Here is a 19813-nt window from a genome sequence, read left to right as displayed (position 1 = left end):
CAATCCTCCCCTTATTCGTTGTTATCCGGTCCGCGCCACGTTGCCCTGCGCCGATCCGCGCGACAGCCAGTTTGCGCCGCCGATCAGGACACCGAGCAGCACGGTCTGCACCAGGCTGAAGGCCGCGGTCTTGCCGATATTGCCGCCCTCATAGTAGTCGAGCAGAAGCACCGACATCACCATGGTGTTGCTGGTGTAGAGGAACAGCGACGAGCCGAGCTCGCGGATCGCCAGCACGAACAGCAGCGTCATCGACGCCAGCACGCCCGGCCGCGCCAGCGGCAACACGATCGTCCTGATGGTGCCGAGCATGCCCTTGCCGCAGACCCAGGCCGCCTCCTCGAGCTCGCGGTGGATCTGCAGGAACGAGGTCGACAGCGCCTTCACGGTGTCCGGCATGAAGCGCGCAATGAAGGCGAGCGCGAGAATCCAGATCGTGCCGTAGAGCCCGCCCGGCACGCCGATCCAGGCCCAGAGATAGGCGACGCCGACCACCAGCCCGGGGATCGCGACCGGCAGGGTCGAGATCAGGTCGATGGCGCCGCGTCCGCTGACGCGGGTGCGATGGATGGTGTAGCCGATCGCAAAGGCGAGCGCGCCGCCGACAACGGCCGTGATGACGCCGACCTCGACCGCATTATAGATCGAGCGCATCGTCAACGGATTGTCGAAGATGCTCTCGAAATGCGTCAGCGAATATTGCCGCATGTCGAACAGGCTCGCGACGTCGCGGATGAACATGAACTTGCGGAACGCCGCGACGATCAGCGCCAGCGACGGCAGCACCACGACGATGAGGAGGTAGGCGATCCCGATCGCGAAGGTGAGCCAGCGCCATGGGCCGAGATCGAGGCTGCGCGGCCGGAACGCCTTGCCCGCGACGGTGGTATAGCTGCGTCCGCTCAGCAATTTCTGCTGCAGATAGACCAGGAGCCCCGTGACCACCATCAGGATGATCGCGACCGCAGCCGCGGTGTTGTAGAGCGGCGGCGACCAGTTGGTGAGCTTGAAGATGTAAGTGGTGAGCACGTTCAGGTTGGTCGGCGCGCCGAGCACGGCGGGGATGCCGTAGATGCCGAGCATCACGATGAAGGACAGCAGCATGCCCGAGACGATCGCCGGCATGATCAGCGGGAACGTCACCGTGAACAGGGTCGCGACCGGGCTCGCGCCGGAGATTTCCGCGGCCTCCTCCAGGCTCGGGTCCATGTTGCGCAGCGCCGACGAGGTGAACATGTAGACATAGGGCGCGTAGTAGATGCCGAACACGAACACCAGGCCCCACATCGAATAGAGATCGACGCGCAGGTCGGAGCCCATCCACTTGAACATCGTGTTGATCAAGCCGGTCTTCGGCGAACCGAGAATCGCCCAGGCCACCCCCGCGACCAGCGGCGGCGCGAACAGCGGCAGGATGCTCGCCGCGGCGATGAAGCCCTTGAACGGCGTGTTGGTGCGGACCACGATCCAGGAGAACAGGAGCCCGATCGCGACCGCGATCACCGTGCCGCCGCCGCAGGCAATCAGCGTGTTGAGCAGCGCTTCGGCGACGTTCGGATTGGCCAGCACGGCGAGGAAATTGGCGATCGACAAATGGCTCAGGCTGAGACGGATGCCGTCGACCACCGGATTGGTGTCGGTGAGCGCGCCGAGCAGCAGCATGAAGACAGGATAGATGACCAGGAAGGTCAGGATCGCCAGCAATGCCGCGACCCAGAGGCCGGTGAACGCGCGGCGGCGAGTTCCCTCGCTGGCGCTTCGCATGGCTTCGCTGCGCCGGTCGGCCTGTCCGTGCAATGCGCGTTCCCTCTTGCGGCCCGATCTGACGTCGGGCCTGCTTGTATACCAAGGTAGTCGATCGCGACTGTGACGCAAGCTATCCGAAAGTCGCTTCGGCGCGTTTCTGTGACGCACCATGGGAACACGAAATCGATTTATCGCGTTCGCACGCTGCATCCACCGCCGTCGTCCCGGCGAAGGCCGGGACCCATACTCCGCGGCGGATGTCTTGAACGGGACTCGTCGTTCCAGCACGCCCGACAAGCAGCATCGGTGGTTATGGGTCCCGGCCTGCGCCGGGACGACGATGCGGGTGGGGCGGAATTCGAGATGTCAAAACAGCCACTCGGTGTCATCACCCGCGCAAGCGAAAGCGGGTGATCCATCACTGACACCTCACTCCAAGGCATGGACGGCCTCCCGAATCGGACCAATCCAGCCAATGTTGATGTGTCAGCTATGTCTCCGAACACCCGTCAGTGATCTGTCCGGGCTGAACATCGAGCCGGGCGATGACAGATGTGGATGGGACGCAGTTGCGTCGCCACAGGCTGCCGGGACGCCGGCCCGGAACGATCCGGGCCGGCGTCGGCATCCTAGGCAAGGTAATTGCCTTCGAGCGCCGGCATGATGTCGAGCACTTCGAAATAGTGGTCCCAGAACCTCGTCTCGCGCAGGTGGTCGCAGAACCACGCCCAGGCCGAGAGGTCATCGGTCTCGCAGATCATGACGTCGGTCGCCCTGGTCGAGAAGGCCTCCGGCTCGAACCAGCGCACCTTCAGCTCCGGACGGCGCCGGAGCAAGGGAATGACTTCCTCGTGCAGGAAGGCGAGGCGCTGGTCGGTCTTCAGATCGAGCCAGTGCCGCGTGGTCTTGACCATGACGAAGATATGAAACCTATGCGGATCGTCCTCGTGCTCGGGAAGCACGGGGGACGAGGTCGTTTGCAGTGTCACCATTGATCGGTTCTCCTTTCACGGCCATAATGTGAGTAATTGCTCATATTCCACAACTCGCGTTTTGGGAGATGCCCGCCATGCCGGCGAAGCGGCGCACAAAGTCCCGCAAACAGCCGCTTCAGCAGCGTTCGCGGGAAACCGTGGCGGTGATTCTGGAAGCGGCGGCTCGCGTTCTGGAGGCGCGTGGGCTCGAGGGCTACAACACCAATGCGGTCGCCGAGCGCGGCGGGATCAGCGTCGGCTCGGTGTACCAGTACTTCCCGAACAAGGACGCGCTGACGCTGGCTTTGATCACGAGGTTCGAGGACGCGCTGCTGGCGAAAGTGCGGGATGCGGTCGCGGCATCCGAGGGCAAGAGCCTGACGGTATCGCTCAACCTGATCGTTCGGGCCCAGCTCGAGGCGCATGCCGAGCGGGCCCGGCTCAATCGCATTCTGGAGGCTGAGGAGGATCGCCTGCGCGCGGCGTCATCGGGCACGTCAGCGGCCGGCGAATTGAAGGAACTGGTCGCTGCCCTGCTGGCCCGGCATCGTCGTGAGATCGCAAGGCCAGTCGATGATGACGCCATCGAGGACTTGATCGTGATCAGCCGCGCCATGGTCGACCATGCGCTTCAAAACGACCTCTCGCAGGCTGCGGCCAGCCGCCGGGTGCTGCGCGCCATCGAAGGATATCTGTTCGGTCCGCGGCGGGACTTCTGACGCTTCCGGCAAGGCCGCTTCGCATACGCATCATGCAATGGCGCGGCTGGGGAGACGGGATGCCGGCGTAGTACATGGCGGCCCCGGAGACATTTTCAGGCATGCTCGAGAAGACCCCGACCACCGCGGCTGCGGCACCGATCACCGATGGTTTGCCTTGGGAGACCCGCCGCTGGGCGGTGGCGGCGATCTTCACGGCGCTGGCGATGGCCTCGCTCGATACCGCGATCGCCAATATCGCGCTGCCGGCGATCGCGAGCGATCTGCATGTCAGCCCTGCGGAAGTGGTCTGGGTCGTCAACGTCTATCAGATCGCGCTGGTCGCGACGCTGCTGCCGCTCGGCGCGCTCGGCGAGATCGTCGGCCACCAGCGAATCTATCTCGGCGGCCTTCTGCTGTTCACATTGGCGTCACTCGGCTGTGCCCTGGCGTGGTCGCTGCCGAGTCTGCTGGTTGCGCGCACCTTGCAGGGGCTCGGCGCCAGCGGCCTGATGAGCGTCAACACAGCGCTGGTGCGCTTCGTCTATCCGAGCCGGATGCACGGCCGCGGCTTCGGCCACAATGCGCTCGTGGTCGCGACCGCCTTCACGCTGGGGCCGACCATCGCCTCCGGAATCCTCGCGCTCGGCCCATGGCCCTGGCTGTTCGCCGTTAACATTCCCTTTGGCGTCGTCGCGTTGCTGATCGGCATGAAGACGCTGCCGACGACGCCGCGCGCCACCCACGCCTTCGATTTCGCCGGCGCGGCGCTGGCCTGCGCCTGTCTCGGCCTCTTCATCATCGGCATCGGCAGCGCCGCGCACAAGGCCGCGCCGGCGCTTGTCATCGCCGAGCTTGTCGGCGCCGTCCTGTTCGGATGGATCCTGACCCGGCGGCATGCCGACCATCCGGCGCCGATGCTGCCGATCGACCTGTTCCGGCGGCCGATCTTCGCGCTGTCCGCCGCGACCGCCGTCTGCTCGTTCGCTGTGCAGGGCCTCGCCTTCGTGTCGCTGCCGTTCTACTTCGAGGACATATTGCACCGCTCGCAGGTCGAGACCGGCTTCTTCATGACGCCCTGGCCGCTGGTGGTCGCCTTCATGGCGCCGATCGGCGGCCGGCTGTCGGACCGCTATCCGGCCGGCATTCTCGGCGGCATCGGCATGCTGCTGCTCGGACTTGGCATGGTGCTGCTCGCGACCCTGCCGGCCGAGCCCAACGTCGCCAACATCGTCTGGCGCACGATGATCTGCGGCATCGGCTTCGGCTTCTTCCAGACTCCCAACATGAAGGCGATCATGTCGAGCGCGCCGTCGCATCGCAGCGGCAGCGCCAGCGGCATCGTCGCGACCGCGCGGCTGACCGGGCAGACCACCGGCGCCGCCCTCGCCGCGCTCTGCTTTGCGCTGGCCGACCGCGAGGGCGCCACCGTGGCGCTGGCGCTGGGTGCCGGATTTGCCGCGCTCGGCAGCGTCATGAGCTTCCTGCGTTTGGCGGTCGCTTCACCGCAAAAGTCATGACAGGTATGCGGCGCGCACAGTCCGCGGCCAAACACCACAGCATCAACTTTCTTTCGCGCTGCGAGCGCATTTTCTTGATTTGAACCGTTCCAGTTTCAAGGCCAACATCGCACTGCAGTCCGGTCGGAGGATCGGACCATTCAGGGGATCGCGATGGCAAACCTCAAAATTAACGGCAAGACAATCACTGTAGACGTCGAGGACGATACGCCACTGTTGTGGGCAATCAGAGAGAACGTCGGACTCACAGGGACCAAATACGGCTGCGGCATCGCCCAATGCGGCGCCTGCACCGTGCATATCGACGGCGTCGCGATGCGCTCCTGCGGCGTCACGGTGAGCGAAGCGGCCGGCAAGGAAATCACCACGATCGAGGGTCTCGCGGCGGGCGGCGTGATGCACAAGGTGCAGCTCGCCTGGATCGCCAGCGACGTGCCGCAATGCGGCTATTGCCAGAGCGGCATGATCATGGCCGTCGCGGCGCTCTTGAAGGACAATCCGAAGCCGACCGACGACGACATCAACGACGCCATCACCAATATCTGCCGCTGCGGCACCTTCCAGCAGGTGCGCGAGGCGATCCATGCTGCCGCGAACGCATAAGGACGCAGCGATGAACCAGCACGTCATGCCAAAACTGAATCGCCGCGCCTTTGTGATCGGCACCGCAACCGCCGGCGCCGGCCTCGCGCTCGGCCTCGACCTGCCGTTCGGCGGCCCCGCCGTGGTGCGCGCGGCCGACGGCGCGCCTGAAGTCAACGCCTGGGTCGTGATCCGGCCCGACGACACCGTGGTGATCCGCATCGCCCGCTCCGAAATGGGCCAGGGCACGCTCACCGGCCTCGCCCAGCTCGTCGCCGAAGAACTGGAATGCGACTGGTCGAAGGTCACGACTGAATATCCGACGCCCGGCCAGAGCGTCGCCCGCAAGCGCGCCTGGGGCGACTTCTCGACCGGTGGCAGCCGCGGCATCCGCACCTCGCAGGACTATGTCCGCAAGGGCGGCGCCACCGCGCGCGTGATGCTGATCCAGGCCGCAGCCAACGAGTGGAAGGTGCCGGCCTCGGAGTGCAAGGTCTCTAACGGAGTCATCACCCACACGCCCTCGGGCAAGACGACGACCTACGGCAAGGTCGCGGAAGCCGCCGCCAAGCTCGAGCCGCCGGCCGACGTCAAGCTGAAGGACCCGAAGGACTGGACTATCGCCGGCAAGGGCCTGAAGCGGCTCGACACCGTCGACAAGACCACCGGCAAGATGGTCTACGGCATCGACGTCAAGCTGCCGGGCATGTTGAACGCCGCGATCAAGGATTGCCCGGTGTTCGGCGGCAAGGTGAAGAGCTTTGACGAGGCCAAGGTCGCCGGCATGAAAGGCGTCAAGAAGGTGGTGCAGGTCGGCGACAGCGCGGTTGCCGTCGTCGCCGACACCTGGTGGCACGCCAAGACCGCGCTGGATGCGCTGCCGATCGTCTGGGACGAAGGCCCCAACGCCAAGGTCTCCAGCGAGACGATCGCGACATGGCTCGCCGAAGGCCTCGACAATGCGCAGCCGGCCTATGTCGGCAACCAGAACGGCGACGCCAAGGCGGCGATCGCCAGCGCTGCCAAGAAGGTCGAGGCGGTCTACAGCTATCCCTACCAGAACCACGCCACGATGGAGCCGATGAACGCCACCGTGCTCTATACGCCTGACAAATGCGAGGTGTGGTGCGGCACGCAGAATGGCGAGGCGGCCTTCGCCGCGGCGCTCGAGGCCTCCGGCCTGCCGGCGGAGAAGGTCGACGTGCACAAGCTGATGCTCGGCGGCGGCTTCGGCCGGCGCGGCATGACCGACTATGTGCGGCAGGCGGTGGCGATCGCCAAGCAGATGCCGGGCACGCCGATCAAGCTGCTGTGGTCGCGCGAAGAGGACATGCAGCACGGCAAGTATCACCCGATCACGCAGTGCAAGCTGACCGGTGCGTTCGATGCCGACAACAACCTGGTCGCGCTGCACTACCGGCTGTCGGGTCAATCCATCCTGTTCTCGGTGCGCCCGGAAGCGCTGCAGAACGGCATGGACCCCGCCGCGTTCCAGGGCGTCGCGCAAACCGGCGAGGCCGCGATCGGCTATTCGGTGCCTAACCTGCTGGTCGAGCATTCGATGCGCAACCCGCACGTTCCACCGGGCTTCTGGCGCGGCGTCAACGTCAATCACAACGCGATCTACATGGAATGCTTCATGGACGAGCTGGCGCTGGCGGTCGGGCAGGACCCGCTCGAATTCCGCCGCAAGCTGATGGGCAAGCACCCCAAGCATCTCGCCGTGCTCAACGCCGTGGCCGAGAAGATCGGCTGGGGCACGCCGGCGCCGCAGGGCGTCTATCGCGGCATCGCGCAGGTAATGGGCTATGGCAGCTATGTTGCCGGCGCCGCCGAGATCTCGGTGACCGACGGCAGCAAGGTCAAGGTGCATCGCATCGTCGCCTCCACCGATCCCGGCTATGTCGTCAACCCGGCGCAGGTTGAGCGGCAGATCGCGGGCTCCTTCGTCTACGGCCTCAGCGCGCTGTTCTACGGCGGCTGCACCGTGAAGGACGGCCGCATCGAGCAGACCAATTTCGACACCTACAACTCGATGCGCATCAACGAGATGCCGAAGGTGGAATCGGTGATGGTGCCGAGCGGCGGATTCTGGGGCGGCGTCGGCGAGCCGACCATCGGCGTTGCGGCGCCGGCGGTGCTGAACGCCTATTTCGCCGCGACGGGAAAGCGCATCCGCAGCTTCCCGCTGCGCAACCAGAACATCAGCTTCGCCTGATCAAACCGGAAGGGGCGGCCCGACCGGCCGCCGCCTCCTTTTTTCGGATTCTCGTGCATGGCCGTCACGCGTCATCAGACGCGCAGGGATGTGATCCGCGGCGCCGCTGCCGTCGCAGCGGCCGCCTTGGCGCGTCCGGCGTTGGCGCAGGCGGCGCCGCGCATCGCGGTGATCGGCGGCGGCTTCGGCGGCGCGGCCTGCGCGCGGGCGCTGCGGCGGCTCGACACCAAGCTTCAGGTTACGCTGATCGAGCCGAACAGGACTTTCACCGCCTGCCCGTTCAGCAACGAGGTGATTGCAGGTCTGCGCGAGCTTGCCGCGCAGCAATTCACCTATGACAAGGTTGCGGCCGACGGCATCACGATTGCCGGACAGGCGGCGACGAAGGTCGACGCGCAGGCGCGCAGCATCGCGCTCGCTGATGGGACAACGCTGTCCTATGACCGGCTGGTGCTGGCCCCCGGCATCGACATGCGCTTCGACGCCCTCTCCGGCTATGACGAGGCAGCGGCCGAGAAGATGCCGCACGCCTGGAAGGCCGGCGAGCAAACCATGCTGCTGCGCAAGCAGCTTGAAGCCATGGACGATGGCGGCCTCGTCGTGATCGCGGTGCCGGCTGCGCCGCTGCGCTGTCCGCCCGCCCCTTACGAGCGCGCCAGCCTGATCGCGCATTATCTGAAGACGAACAAGCCGAAGTCGAAGATCCTGGTGCTCGACGCCAAGGACAATTACTCGCAGCAGAAGCTGTTCGAGAAGGCCTGGACGGAGCTCTATCCCGGCATGATCGAACGGATCGCGCTGTCGCAGGGCGGACGGGTGACGTCGGTCGATCCGGCGACGAATGAGATCGTCACCGACTTCGGCAATTACACCGCCGCCGTCGCCAATGTGATCCCGCCGCAAAGGGCCGGCCGCATCGCTGACATCGCCGGAGCAGCCGACCACACCGGCTGGTGCCCGATCGATCCCGTCACCTTTGCTTCAAGGCTCGTGCCCAACATCCACGTCATCGGTGATGCCGCGATCGCCGGCGGCATCCCGAAATCCGCCTCCGCGGCGGCAGCGCAAGGCCGCGCCTGCGCGGCCGCGATCGTGAGCGCGCTTGCCGGCAAGGCGCCGGAGACGCCGCGGCTGGATGGTGCCTGCTACAACACGGTCGCGCCGGGCTACGCCTTCTCGCTGAAGGGCATCTATCAGCCGAAGGAAGATCAGTACGCCGAGGCGGAGATCACCACGAGCCCGGTCGATGCGCCGCACGAGGTGCGCCAGCGCGAGGCAAATCAGGCGCTCGACTGGTTCAAGAGGATCACGGGAGATGCCTTTGGCTAGGCTCGCCCTCACAATGCTTCTCGCCGCGGGACTGTTCGCGGCCTGCTGGCCCGTCGGCGCCGAGGAGCTGCGATCCTACACCGTCGTGGGCGATGCGATTCCGGCCTCGCTGACGGGAACCAGGGGCGATGTGGCGCGCGGCCGCGCGCTGATCGTCGAGCGTTCCTCCACTTGCATCCTCTGTCACAGCGGCCCATTTCCCCAGCAGGCGTTCCAGGGCGACCTCGCGCCGAACCTTGCCGGAAGCGGCAGCCGCTGGTCGGAAGGACAGTTGCGGCTCCGCCTGGTCGATGCGTCGCATCTCAACGCGGCGACGATCATGCCGTCCTACTATCGGGTCGAAGGGCTCGTGCGGGTCGGCACCTCTTGGCGCGGCAAGCCGATCCTGTCGGCGGAGCAGATCGAGGATCTCGTGGCTTACTTGACGACACTGCGGAACTAGGACCAATCAATCGATGGCGAATTCGGACCACACCACACGCCGGACGTTTCTGAGCCTGACTGGCGGCGCCGCCGCGCTGGTGATCGTGCGCCCCCTGGACGCGACGCCGGCGATGCTGTCGGCCGCGATCCGCAATGTCGTCGGCGAGGCCGATGTGCACACCGGCAAGGTCAAGCTCGACATTCCGCCGCTGGTCGAGAACGGCAACACGGTGCCGATGACGGTCAGCGTCACCAGCCCGATGACGGCGGACGAGTATGTGAAGAGCATCCACGTCTTCAACGAGAAGAACCCGCAGCCGAACATCGGCAATTTCCATCTCGGGCCGCGCGCCGGGCGCGCCCAGGTGTCGACCCGCATCCGCCTCGCCGACAGCCAGAAGGTCACCGCCATCGCGCGGCTGTCCGACGACACGTTCTGGTCTGCAACCGCCGACGTCGTGGTGACGCTCGCTGCCTGCACCGAGGAGGCGATCTGATGCCGTCGGCCCTGATCAATGTCCCGGCCAAGGCCAAGCGCGGCAGCGTCATCGAGATCAAGACGCTGATGTCGCACATCATGGAGACCGGCTACCGCCACACGGCCTCGGGCAGCGTGGTGCCGCGCGACATCATCACGAGCTTCACTTGCCGCTTCAACGGCAAGGAAGTGTTCCGCGCCGATCTTTATCCTGCGATCGCGGCCAATCCGTTCATCACCTTCTTCACCACGGTGACCGAGAGCGGCAAGTTCGAATTCGAATGGATCGGCGACAAAGGGTTTTCGGAGACCGCGCAGGCTTCGATCACGGTCGAATGAGGATTGCGGTCTGCATCGCGCTGCTGACGGCGATGGCGGGCGCCGCGCTCGCGACCGAGATTCCGCGATCGGAACGCCGCTCCGGCTACAGCTTCATGAGCGCCGACACTAAGGCGATGCAGGACGAGGACACCGCCAATCCCGGCATGCTGTCCGTGCTCGACGGCGAGGCCTTGTGGACGCGCAAGGCCGGCACGGCAAACAAGGCCTGCGCCGACTGCCACAACGACGCCCGCGTCAGCATGAAGGGCGTGGCGGCGCACTATCCGGCCTTCGACAAGGCGCTGCAAAAGCCGGTCGACCTCGAGGGACGGATCAACCTCTGCCAGAGCAATCACCAGCAGGCCTCGCCTTTCGCCTACGAAAGCCGCGAGCTGCTGGCGCTGACCGCCTATGTCGCACGGCAATCGCGCGGCATGCCGATTACGGCCGGCGACGATCCGGAGCTCGCGCCGTTCGTCGAACAGGGCCATGCGCTGTTCATGCAGCGGCAGGGTCAGCTCAATCTCGGCTGCACCAATTGCCACGATGATAATTGGGACAAGAAGCTCGCGGGCAGCGCGATCACGCAAGGGCAGCCGACCGGCTATCCGCTGTACCGGCTGGAATGGCAGGCGCTCGGATCGCTGCAGCGACGGCTGCGCGCCTGCATCACCGGCATCCGCGCGCAGGCCTATGATTACGGCTCGCCCGAGCTGGTCGAGCTCGAGCTCTATCTGATGACGCGAGCGCGCGGCATGCCGGTCGAGACGCCGGCGGTCAGGCCTTGACTACACAGCTCCATCCGCGTCATTGCGAGGAGCGGAGCGACGAAGCAATCCATCCCTCCGCGCGCTGGGTAGCAATGGATTGCTTCGCTTCGCTCGCAATGACGGCGAAATGTGCGGGCTTCAGCGCTCGGCGAACGCCTTCTCGACCACGAACTGCGCGGGCTCGCCGTGATTGCCCTCGACGAAGCCGCGGCCGTTCAGCAACGTGCGGGTGTCGGCGACCAGCGCCGGCGAGCCGCAGATCATGACGCGGTCATGCGCGGCATCGAGCGCCGGCAGGCCGATGTCGGTGAACAGCTTGCCCGAGGTGATGAGGTCGGTGATGCGGCCGCGGTTATGGAACGGATCGCGCGTCACGGTCGGGTAGTAGATCAGCTGGTCGCGCACCAATTCGCCGATCAGTTCGTCCTGCGGCAGCTTCTCGGTGATCATCTCGCCATAGGCGAGCTCCTTGACGCGGCGGCAGCCGTGCAGCAGCACGACCTTCTCGAACCGGTCATAGGTCTCGGGATCCTTGATCACGCTGAGGAACGGCGCGAGGCCGGTGCCGGTGCCGACCAGATAGAGGTTGCGACCATCCTCGAGGTTGTCGATGACCAGCGTGCCGGTCGCCTTGCGGCTGACGATGATCTCGTCGCCTTCCTTGAGGTGCTGGAGGCGCGAGGTCAGCGGGCCGTCCGGAACCTTGATCGAGAAGAACTCCAGCGTGTCCTCGTAATTCGCGCTGGCGACGCTGTAGGCCCGCAGCAGCGGCTTCTCGCCGACCTTGAGCCCGATCATGGTGAACTCGCCGTTGCGGAAGCGGAACGACGGGTTGCGCGTGGTCTTGAAGGAGAACAGCGTGTCGGTCCAGTGGTGAACGCTGAGGACGCTTTCCTGGTTGAAATTGCTCATCGTCAGTTTCCTTGACGCGCGGGCCGGATCGGCGGCAAAATCATTTGTACACGATCGTTCGTATACAAATGAATAATCCAGCTTGATCCGGCCGTCAAGCCACGGGCACAATGGCCGGCGAAGGCGTTGAACCTAAAGGAAAAACCATGGCGCACGATGCACCCCAGGCGACCGGTCTGAGCAAGCTGGTGATCCGCAATATCGGGCTGTTGCTGTCGGGGGCCCTGGAAAAGCCGATCCTGGATGCCGACACCATCGTCGCCGAGAACGGCAAGATCACTGCGATCGGCCGCCTCAAGGACGTCGACACCGAAGGCGCCACCACCATCGTCGATGCCAATGGCACGACGGTCGCGCCCGGCCTGATCGACAGCCACGTCCACCCCGTCGCCGGCGACTGGACGCCGCGGCAGAACCAGATCAACTGGATCGACAGCTACCTGCATGGCGGCGTCACCACCATGATCTCCGCCGGCGAGGTGCACATGCCCGGGCGTCCGCGCGACGTCGTCGGGTTGAAGGCGATGGCGATCTTCGCACAGCGCGCGTTCTGGACGCTGCGACCGGGCGGCGTGAAGGTGCATGCCGGCGCGCCCGTGATCGAATGCGAGATGGTGGAGGACGACTTCAAGGAAATGGCCGCCGCCGGCGTCAAGCTGCTCGGAGAGGTCGGGCTCGGCGGCGTCAAGGATGGACCGACCGCGCGCAAGATGGTCGGCTGGGCGCGCAAGTACGGCATTCAGAGCACGATCCACACCGGCGGCCCGTCGATCCCGGGCTCCGGCCTGATCGACAAGGACGTGGTGCTGGAGGCCGACACCGACGTGGTCGGTCATATCAATGGCGGCCACACCGCCCTGCCCGACGACCAGATCCGCTGCATCTGCGAGGGCTGCAAGCGCGGGCTCGAGCTGGTGCATAACGGCAATGAGCGCTCGGCGCTGTTCACGCTGCGCACCGCGCGCGAGATGGGCGATTTGCACCGCGTCATCCTCGGCACCGACGCGCCCGCCGGCTCCGGCGTGCAGCCGCTCGGCATCTTGCGGATGGTCTCGCTCTTGTCCTCGCTCGGCGAGCTCCCGGCCGAGCTGGCGTTCTGCCTGGCGACCGGCAACACCGCGCGGATGCGCGAGCTCGATTGCGGCCTGATCGAGGTCGGCCGCTCGGCCGATTTCGTGTTGATGGACAAGGCGCAGCATTCACCGGGCAAGAACATCCTGGAGAGCGTTCAGCTCGGCGATCTCCCGGGCATCGGCATGACCATCATCGACGGCATCGTCCGCACCCAGCGCAGCCGCAACACGCCGCCCGCGGGCAAGGTGCCGGAGGTGGTGGCGAAGTGACGTGCACCAAGGCCGTTGCGCGGCGGTGACGGGGTGAACAGCGGTGCAACATATCCGGTGTCGCCCCGGCGAAGGCCGGGACGACACTGAGCGTTTGGTGCCACTCGTGAGCCAAACATTCACTTGCTCTCAGGCTGATGTGCTGGATCGGTTGCTCAACCCCTTGAGCAGGCTGCCAGATCGCGCGCCCGGCGGCGCGCGGCTTTGCCGCGCCGGCGCCGTCACCGAACCTTGTTTTCAGCTGTCACCGTTGAGGTGTAGTCTGCCCGCAAGCGAACCTTAGCCGGCAGCACTCGCAAGAGGCATTTTTCGATCCGGATTTAAGTTCTTGCTGCTGCATGCCGCCGTGCCGTGTCGATCCACATCACACAATCAGGAGGCAGCCGATGACGATGAGGCCAGATCCTACGTTCCACGCCTCGCCGAAGCTCGCGATGGAAGCGCCGGCCGAGAGCTTTGCCTACACCGTGCTGCTCAGTCCGGATTTCTCGAAGCCGGACGCACTCGCGGTGATCGACGTCAAGCCCGGCTCCCCAACCTACAGCAAGATCGTCCATACGGTGACGATGCCCAACAAGGGCGACGAGTTCCACCATTTCGGCTGGAACGCCTGCTCGTCGGCGCTGTCCCCGCTGGCCGGACACGCCTTCCTCGAGCGTCGCTACCTCATCATCCCCGGCATGCGATCCTCCCGGATCTATATCGTCGACACCAAGCCGGACCCGACGCAAGCGAAGATCCACAAGATCATCGAGCCCGAGGAAATCTTCAAGAAGACCGGCTACTCGCGGCCGCACACCATCCACTGCGGGCCGGAGGGCATCTATGTCAGCACGCTCGGCGGGAGCGGCAAGGACGGCACCGACGGACCGCCCGGCATCTTCATCATGGACTGCGAGACATTCGAGGTGCTCGGCCGGTGGGAGATCGATCGTGGCCCGCAGACCAAGCATTATGACTTCTGGTGGAACCTGCCGCGCGACTACATGGTGAGCAGCGAGTGGGCCCTGCCGCCGCAGTTCGAGAACGGCATCGTGCCGGAAGACCTGCTGTCGAACAAATACGGCCATCGGCTGCATTTCTGGGACCTGCGGGCCCGACGCAATGTCCAGACCATCGACCTCGGCGCCAATCATCAAATGGCGCTGGAGGTGCGTCCTGCGCACGATCCGGTTCGCGAACACGGCTTCGTTGGCGTCGTGGTCGATACCACGAACCTCGAGGGTTCGATCTGGACCTGGTGGCGCGAGGGCGGCAAGTTTCACATCGAGAAGACGGTGACGATCCCGCCCGAGCCCGCATCGAAAGACCAGCTGCCGCCGCTGTTGCAGGGTTTCGGCGCCGTACCTCCGCTGGTGACCGATATCGACTTGTCGATGGACGACAAGTTTCTCTACGTCGCCTGCTGGGGCACCGGCGAGATGCGCCAATACGACGTCAGCGATCCGCGCAAGCCGAAGCTCGCCGGATCGGTCCGCATCGGCGGCATCGTTCATCGCGCGCCTCACCCGAACGGACAGGCTTTTGCCGGCGGGCCGCAGATGGTCGAGATCAGCCGCGACGGCAAGCGGGTGTACTGGACCAATTCGCTCTACTCGACCTGGGACAACCAGTTCTATCCGCAAGGCATTCCCGGCGCCGAGGTGATGGCGAACGCAAGCCCGGGCGGAGGCCTCGAACTGGCGAAGGACTACTGGGTCAGCTTCCCCGACGGCTACCGGGCGCACCAGATCCGGCTCGATGGCGGTGACTGCTCCACCGACTCGTTCTGCTATCCGTCGGTCTAGAGCGTTTTCGAGCGAAGTGGGTACCGGTTCGCGTGAAGACAACGCGTCAAAACAAGAATCCAGAGCCCGTTCCGATTCGATCGGAACGGAAAAGGCCCTGACGTGAGCCCGGCCGACTGGACTCCGGCCTGGCTGTGGCTGGCGGTCATCGCGAGCGGCCTCTACCACGGGATCAACCCGGGCATGGGCTGGCCGCTCGCGGTTTCCGCGGGATTGATGCAGAGGAGCTCGCGCGCGCTGCTGACCGCGCTTGGCCCGCTCGCGATCGGTCATTTGCTGGCGATGCTGCTGGTGATCCTTCCGTTCGCGCTCTTGATCACCCTCGTCGAATGGCAGCGCACGATCCGGATCGGCGCGAGCCTGCTCGTCATCCTGTTCGGTGTCTATCGGCTGATCGACCGGCGCCATCCGCGGGCCCTGGTCCGGATACCGCCGACGCAACTCGCTTTGTGGTCGTTCGCGGTGGCGATCGCGCATGGCGCGGCGCTGATGCTGGTGCCGATCTATCTGGGGCTGTGCCGCGAGGCTGAAGCGGACCAAGGCCATGCGGCCGCCAACAGCCTGATCGACACCAGTCTCACGATGGCCGTGCTGGTCTCCATCGTCCATGTCGGCGCGATGATCGCCGCCGGCGGATGCCTGGCGTGGCTGGTCTACCGCTACCTCGGCCTGAAATTCGTATCCCGGAGCTGGTTCAATCTGGACACGGTTTGGGCGCTCAGCCTGGTGCTGGTGGGTGTCGTTGCGCTGGTGCTTGGCCTGGAATCGTAGGGTGGGTAGAGCGAAGCGAAACCCACCATCTCTATCCGTGGAACGAAGCCGATGGGTTTCGCTGCGCTCGGTAACGGCGATGGAGTTGTATCACCGCAACTTGCCGAGCAGCGCGATCAGCGTCTCGCGCTCCTTGGCATCGAGCGGCGCCAGCGTCTCCCTGGAGATCACCAGCGCATTGGGCGCGGCCTTGTCGGCCATTTGCTGGCCGGCGCGCGTCAGGCTCACCAGCAGGCGGCGGCCGTCGTCGGGATCCGGCGAGGTCTCGGTCAGGCCGCGCGCGGTCAGGCGATCGATCACGCCCTTGATGGTCGCAACGTCCATCGAGGTCAGCCGCCCGAGCTGGTTCTGCGAGCAGGCGCCGACCTCGGACAGCTTCGACAGCGCCGCCCACTGTGTCGGCGTCAGATTGATGCCGATCTCGCGGGCGAAGATCACGGCGTGGCGCTGCGACACCTGGCGCAGGATGAAGCCGATCTGCTCGTCCAGCACATATCCCGGCTTCGTCGCCTTCCCGTTTCGCTTCGGTGCCGCACTCCTCGCCATTGTCCACTCCGCCCTTACAGCGACAGATGCGCGTCCCGGATATCCGGACGCGCATCGAGCTCCGCCATGGTGCCGCCGAAACAGATCCGGCCGCGCTCGATGATATAGGCGCGATCCGAGATCAGCCGGGCGAAATGCAAATTCTGCTCGGAGACGACGATGCTAACGCCCTCTTTCTTCATCGCCAGGATCGCATCGACCATCTGCTCGACGATTTTCGGCGACAGCCCCTCCGAGGGCTCATCGAGCAGCACCAGCGACGGATTGCCCATCAGCGTGCGCGCGATCGTCAGCATCTGCTGCTCGCCGCCGCTCATGCGTCCGCCGGGCCGGCCGCGCATCTCGCCGAGGTTCGGGAATAGCTTGAACAGTTTTTCGCGATCCCATTGCGGCGCGCCTGCCCGCTTCGGCTGACGGCCGACCTCAAGATTCTCCTCGACCGTCAAATCCGTGAAGATGCGCCGCTCCTCCGGGACATAGCCGAGCCCGCCCCGCACGATCGCATGCGTCGGCAAATCGGAGACGTCCCGGCCCTCGAACATCACGCGGCCGGAGCGGTTCTCGACCAGGCCGACGATGGAGCGGAACGTGGTCGATTTGCCGGCGCCGTTGCGCCCGAGCAAGGCGACCACCTCGCCCTCGCCGACCTCGAGTGCGATGTCGAACAGGATATGCGCCGGGCCGTAGAAGCTGTTGAGATCCTTTACCGTCAGCTTCATGCCGATGCTCCCTCGCGGTGCCGCGCATCGTAGACGAGGCCCTCGCCGAGATAGATCGCCCGCACCTGGGCATTGCCGCGCACCTCTTCGGGCGAACCTTCGGCGATCAGGCTGCCGCGGTTCAGCACCAGGATGCGGTCGGCATGCTCGAACACCACGTCCATGTCGTGCTCGGTGAACAGCACGCCGATCGACTGCTCGCGCGCGATCCGAGCCGTCAGCCGCATCAGCTCGACGCGCTCGCGCGGCGCCATGCCGGCGGTCGGCTCGTCCATCAAGAGCAGCTTCGGCTGGTTGGCGAGCGCGATCGCAAGCTCGAGCCGCTTGACGTCGCCATAGGCGAGCTCGCCGCAGGGCCGCTCCGCATAGGCACCCATGCCGACCAGATCGAGCAGCCGCCCGGCCTCGTCGCGCGCGTGGCGGGCGGTCGAGGCCCACAGGTTGAACAATTGCCCGCCATGCGAGACCAGCGCGACCTGCACGTTTTCGCGTACCGTCATGGTGGGGAATGTCGCCGCGATCTGGAAGGTGCGGCCGACGCCCATGCGCCAGATCACGCGCGGCTTCTTGCCCGTGGTCTCCGCGCCCAGCACGCGAATGCGGCCGCTGTCGGGAATGTTCTGGCCGTTGAGCATGTCGAAGCAGGTGCTCTTGCCCGCGCCGTTCGGCCCGATCAGCGCCAAAATCTCGCCGGCACGCAGCTCGAAGGAGACGCCGCGCACGGCATGCACGCCGCCATAGGATTTGGTCAGCCCCTCGACCGACAGCAATGTGGGAACCATGCTCATTCGGCGCTCTCGATGCGGGAGGTCAGCAGGGGCGATACCGACGACGAGGATTTGTGCCGGCGATGCATGAAGGCTTCCAGCGTGCCGACGATGCCCTTCGGGAACGCGACCACGATCAGCACCACGAAAGCGCCGAGCACGAGTTTTGACCAATCGGTCTGGCTGACCAGCCAGATGTTGAGCGCCTTGTAGACGATGGCGCCGACCACCGCGCCCGACACCGTCTCGACGCCGCCGAGCAGCACCATGACCAGCGCATCGACCGACAGCGAGATGCCCATATTGTCGGGGAACACGCTGCCCTTGAGATAGGCGAACAGCGCGCCGGCCAGGCCAGCGACTGTGCCCGCGATCACGAAGGCGGTCCACTGGATGCGCTTGCCGTCGATGCCGATGGCTTCGCTCCGCAGCGGCGAATCGCGCGTCGCGCGCAGCGCAAAGCCGAACGGCGAGAACACGATGATGCGGAGGATCACCACCGCGAGCGCGGCGATGCCGAGCGACAGCCAGTAGAAATGCGACGGGCTCGCCGCCCATTTTTCCGGCCAGACCCCGAGGATGCCGTTATCGCCGCCGGTGACCGACACCCACTGGAACGCGATCGACCAGACGATCTGGGCAAAGGCCAAGGTCAGCATCGCGAAATAGACCCCGGCGAGCTGCACCGCGAAGAAGCCGAACACGGCGGCGCCGGCGAGCCCGAGCAGCGGCCCGAGCAGCAGGCAGGCGATCATCGGCAGGCCGGCCATCTTGGCGAGCAGCGCTACGCCATAGGCGCCGAGGCCGAAATAGGCGGCGTGGCCGAACGACGCGAGCCCACCGACCGACATCAGGAAGTGCAGACTGACCGCGAAGATCACGAAGATCGCGATCTCCGAGCCGACCGTGAGCACGTAATTGCCGGCGACGAACGGCAGCGCGGCGGCGAGCACGAGCACGGCAATCGCGGCCAACCGCTCGTTCATCGTCAGCGGCCGCCACGGATTGACGGTCAGCCCCGGCGTGCGCCGTGCCGGCGCCTCCGGCTTGCCGAACAGCCCCCACGGCCGGACGATCAGCACCACAGCCATCACCAGGAACACCAGGATGATGGAGATCTTCGGGAAGATCAGGATGCCGAAGGCGTTGAGCTCCGACACCAGCACCGCCGCGACGAACGCACCGATGATGCTGCCGAGGCCGCCGATCACGACCACGACGAAGACCTCGACGATGACGCGCAGATCCATCGCGTGATTGACCGCATCACGCGGGATCTGCAGCGCGCCGCCGAGCGCGGCGAGGAAGACGCCGAGCGCGAACACGCTGGTGAACAGCCATTTCTGATTGACGCCGAGCGCCGCCACCATGTCGCGGTCCTGCGTCGCCGCGCGCACCAGCACGCCCCAGCGGGTGCGCTGGAACAACAGCCAGAGCACGCCGAGCACGACCGGCCCGAGCACGATCAGGAACAGATCGTAGCTCGGAATATTCTGGCCGAAGAAATCGATCGCGCCCTTGAAGCCGGGCGCGCGGCGGCCGACCAGATCGTCCGGGCCCCAGATCAGCACCACGAGATCCTCGACCATCAGCGTCAGGCCGAAGGTGGCGAGCAACTGGAACAGCTCCGGCGAATGGTAGATCCGGCGCAGCAGCACCATCTCGACCAGCACGCCGATCGCAGCAACCGCCAGCGCCGCAACGACGATGCTGCCCCAGAAGCCGAGCGCGCCGGAAAAGCGCTCGGTCAGGGTAAAGGCGACATAGGCGCCGAGCATATAGAACGCGCCATGCGCGAAATTCACGATCCGCGTCACGCCGAAGATGATCGACAGACCCGAAGCGACCAGGAACAGCGACGCCGCGCTGGCAAGACCGGTCAGGAACTGGACGACATAGAAGGCCATGG

General features: G+C 65.5%; 19 protein-coding genes. 12 read left to right on the top strand and 7 right to left on the bottom strand.

Going from position 1 to position 19813, the window contains the following annotated elements; all coding sequences use genetic code 11:
- Positions 1–21: 21 nt before the first annotated feature.
- Both ACVIHF_RS06210 and ACVIHF_RS06205 read right to left on the bottom strand, forming a co-directional pair.
- A complete protein-coding gene (locus tag ACVIHF_RS06210) occupies positions 22–1764 on the bottom strand; it encodes an ABC transporter permease (protein ID WP_310882136.1) in 1743 nt (580 codons plus the stop codon).
- A 611-nt stretch (positions 1765–2375) separates the two neighbouring features.
- Complete coding sequence (locus ACVIHF_RS06205; protein ID WP_253609727.1) at positions 2376–2738, bottom strand: darcynin family protein; 363 nt, start codon at positions 2736–2738, stop codon at positions 2376–2378.
- Positions 2739–2878: 140 nt separating this feature from the next.
- Here ACVIHF_RS06205 and ACVIHF_RS06200 point away from each other — a divergent pair, with 140 nt between their 5' ends.
- The 9 genes from ACVIHF_RS06200 (at position 2879) to soxA (ending at position 11077) form a co-directional block, all read left to right on the top strand.
- Positions 2879–3439 (top strand): TetR family transcriptional regulator, encoded by a 561-nt coding sequence (locus ACVIHF_RS06200; RefSeq protein WP_253609728.1) that lies wholly within the window; start codon positions 2879–2881, stop codon positions 3437–3439.
- A gap of 101 nt (positions 3440–3540) precedes the next feature.
- Positions 3541–4938 (top strand): MFS transporter, encoded by a 1398-nt coding sequence (locus tag ACVIHF_RS06195; protein ID WP_253609729.1) that lies wholly within the window; start codon positions 3541–3543, stop codon positions 4936–4938.
- A 153-nt stretch (positions 4939–5091) separates the two neighbouring features.
- Entirely contained in the window at positions 5092–5541 is a 450-nt protein-coding gene (locus ACVIHF_RS06190; protein WP_016846497.1) for a (2Fe-2S)-binding protein, read from the top strand.
- 10 nt (positions 5542–5551) lie between these two features.
- A complete protein-coding gene (locus ACVIHF_RS06185) occupies positions 5552–7738 on the top strand; it encodes a molybdopterin cofactor-binding domain-containing protein (protein WP_456791867.1) in 2187 nt (728 codons plus the stop codon).
- A gap of 57 nt (positions 7739–7795) precedes the next feature.
- Positions 7796–9067, top strand: a complete 1272-nt coding sequence (locus ACVIHF_RS06180) for an NAD(P)/FAD-dependent oxidoreductase (protein WP_456791866.1) — start codon at positions 7796–7798, stop codon at positions 9065–9067.
- Between the two features lie 13 nt (positions 9068–9080).
- Positions 9081–9509, top strand: coding sequence for a sulfur oxidation c-type cytochrome SoxX (gene soxX / locus ACVIHF_RS06175; RefSeq protein WP_253610073.1), 429 nt, complete (start codon positions 9081–9083; stop codon positions 9507–9509).
- Positions 9510–9522: 13 nt separating this feature from the next.
- Complete coding sequence (locus tag ACVIHF_RS06170; RefSeq protein ID WP_253609732.1) at positions 9523–9987, top strand: SoxY-related AACIE arm protein; 465 nt, start codon at positions 9523–9525, stop codon at positions 9985–9987.
- The gene (gene soxZ, locus ACVIHF_RS06165; protein ID WP_076827071.1) at positions 9987–10307 is read left to right on the top strand and encodes a thiosulfate oxidation carrier complex protein SoxZ; all 321 of its coding nucleotides are present in this window, start codon (positions 9987–9989) and stop codon (positions 10305–10307) included. The genes ACVIHF_RS06170 and soxZ overlap by 1 nt, the downstream gene beginning before the upstream one ends.
- Positions 10304–11077: a sulfur oxidation c-type cytochrome SoxA gene (gene soxA, locus ACVIHF_RS06160; RefSeq protein WP_253609733.1), complete on the top strand. Its 774-nt coding sequence runs from the start codon at positions 10304–10306 to the stop codon at positions 11075–11077. The genes soxZ and soxA overlap by 4 nt, the downstream gene beginning before the upstream one ends.
- A gap of 120 nt (positions 11078–11197) precedes the next feature.
- Here the strand turns inward: soxA and ACVIHF_RS06155 are convergent, their stop codons facing one another.
- The gene (locus ACVIHF_RS06155; RefSeq protein WP_141341369.1) at positions 11198–11971 is read right to left on the bottom strand and encodes a ferredoxin--NADP reductase; all 774 of its coding nucleotides are present in this window, start codon (positions 11969–11971) and stop codon (positions 11198–11200) included.
- A 146-nt stretch (positions 11972–12117) separates the two neighbouring features.
- On the opposite strand from ACVIHF_RS06155, the gene ACVIHF_RS06150 reads away from it, so the two are divergent.
- The 3 genes from ACVIHF_RS06150 to ACVIHF_RS06140 all read left to right on the top strand — a co-directional run bounded on the left by ACVIHF_RS06150 (position 12118) and on the right by ACVIHF_RS06140 (position 15872).
- Positions 12118–13314, top strand: coding sequence for an amidohydrolase family protein (locus ACVIHF_RS06150; RefSeq protein ID WP_253609734.1), 1197 nt, complete (start codon positions 12118–12120; stop codon positions 13312–13314).
- A gap of 386 nt (positions 13315–13700) precedes the next feature.
- On the top strand, positions 13701–15101 hold the full coding sequence (locus ACVIHF_RS06145; protein WP_168857886.1) for a selenium-binding protein SBP56-related protein: 1401 nt from the start codon (positions 13701–13703) through the stop codon (positions 15099–15101).
- A 102-nt stretch (positions 15102–15203) separates the two neighbouring features.
- Positions 15204–15872, top strand: a complete 669-nt coding sequence (locus tag ACVIHF_RS06140; protein ID WP_253609735.1) for a hypothetical protein — start codon at positions 15204–15206, stop codon at positions 15870–15872.
- A gap of 90 nt (positions 15873–15962) precedes the next feature.
- On the opposite strand, the gene ACVIHF_RS06135 is transcribed toward ACVIHF_RS06140, so the two are convergent.
- The 4 genes from ACVIHF_RS06135 to ACVIHF_RS06120 are packed head-to-tail and all read right to left on the bottom strand — an operon-like array spanning position 15963 to position 19811.
- Positions 15963–16418, bottom strand: a complete 456-nt coding sequence (locus ACVIHF_RS06135) for a MarR family winged helix-turn-helix transcriptional regulator (protein ID WP_050385140.1) — start codon at positions 16416–16418, stop codon at positions 15963–15965.
- Between the two features lie 14 nt (positions 16419–16432).
- Positions 16433–17137, bottom strand: coding sequence for an ABC transporter ATP-binding protein (locus ACVIHF_RS06130; RefSeq protein ID WP_038383941.1), 705 nt, complete (start codon positions 17135–17137; stop codon positions 16433–16435).
- Positions 17134–17925: an ABC transporter ATP-binding protein gene (locus ACVIHF_RS06125; protein WP_016842451.1), complete on the bottom strand. Its 792-nt coding sequence runs from the start codon at positions 17923–17925 to the stop codon at positions 17134–17136. The genes ACVIHF_RS06130 and ACVIHF_RS06125 overlap by 4 nt, the downstream gene beginning before the upstream one ends.
- The gene (locus ACVIHF_RS06120; RefSeq protein ID WP_310882127.1) at positions 17922–19811 is read right to left on the bottom strand and encodes an ABC transporter permease; all 1890 of its coding nucleotides are present in this window, start codon (positions 19809–19811) and stop codon (positions 17922–17924) included. Before ACVIHF_RS06120 ends, ACVIHF_RS06125 begins: the two co-directional genes overlap by 4 nt.
- Between the last annotated feature and the right edge of the window lie 2 nt (positions 19812–19813).

Source organism: Bradyrhizobium sp. USDA 4506 (assembly GCF_054058795.1).
The sequence above is the reverse complement of the archived record's forward strand: the minus strand, read 5'-3'. Positions and strand labels throughout refer to the sequence as shown.

Bases quoted from the DNA above. Each gene is read 5' to 3' on its own strand.
- ACVIHF_RS06155 (WP_141341369.1), bottom strand. From the start codon at position 11,971: ATGAGCAATTTCAACCAGGAAAGCGTCCTCAGCGTTCACCACTGGACC.
- ACVIHF_RS06135 (WP_050385140.1), bottom strand. From the start codon at position 16,418: ATGGCGAGGAGTGCGGCACCGAAGCGAAACGGGAAGGCGACGAAGCCG.
- soxZ (WP_076827071.1), top strand. From the start codon at position 9,987: ATGCCGTCGGCCCTGATCAATGTCCCGGCCAAGGCCAAGCGCGGCAGC.
- ACVIHF_RS06125 (WP_016842451.1), bottom strand. From the start codon at position 17,925: ATGAGCATGGTTCCCACATTGCTGTCGGTCGAGGGGCTGACCAAATCC.
- soxX (WP_253610073.1), top strand. From the start codon at position 9,081: ATGCTTCTCGCCGCGGGACTGTTCGCGGCCTGCTGGCCCGTCGGCGCC.
- ACVIHF_RS06150 (WP_253609734.1), top strand. From the start codon at position 12,118: ATGGCGCACGATGCACCCCAGGCGACCGGTCTGAGCAAGCTGGTGATC.
- ACVIHF_RS06195 (WP_253609729.1), top strand. From the start codon at position 3,541: ATGCTCGAGAAGACCCCGACCACCGCGGCTGCGGCACCGATCACCGAT.
- ACVIHF_RS06185 (WP_456791867.1), top strand. From the start codon at position 5,552: ATGAACCAGCACGTCATGCCAAAACTGAATCGCCGCGCCTTTGTGATC.
- ACVIHF_RS06210 (WP_310882136.1), bottom strand. From the start codon at position 1,764: ATGCGAAGCGCCAGCGAGGGAACTCGCCGCCGCGCGTTCACCGGCCTC.
- ACVIHF_RS06120 (WP_310882127.1), bottom strand. From the start codon at position 19,811: ATGGCCTTCTATGTCGTCCAGTTCCTGACCGGTCTTGCCAGCGCGGCG.
- ACVIHF_RS06180 (WP_456791866.1), top strand. From the start codon at position 7,796: ATGGCCGTCACGCGTCATCAGACGCGCAGGGATGTGATCCGCGGCGCC.
- ACVIHF_RS06190 (WP_016846497.1), top strand. From the start codon at position 5,092: ATGGCAAACCTCAAAATTAACGGCAAGACAATCACTGTAGACGTCGAG.
- ACVIHF_RS06130 (WP_038383941.1), bottom strand. From the start codon at position 17,137: ATGAAGCTGACGGTAAAGGATCTCAACAGCTTCTACGGCCCGGCGCAT.
- ACVIHF_RS06205 (WP_253609727.1), bottom strand. From the start codon at position 2,738: ATGGTGACACTGCAAACGACCTCGTCCCCCGTGCTTCCCGAGCACGAG.
- ACVIHF_RS06145 (WP_168857886.1), top strand. From the start codon at position 13,701: ATGACGATGAGGCCAGATCCTACGTTCCACGCCTCGCCGAAGCTCGCG.
- ACVIHF_RS06170 (WP_253609732.1), top strand. From the start codon at position 9,523: ATGGCGAATTCGGACCACACCACACGCCGGACGTTTCTGAGCCTGACT.
- soxA (WP_253609733.1), top strand. From the start codon at position 10,304: ATGAGGATTGCGGTCTGCATCGCGCTGCTGACGGCGATGGCGGGCGCC.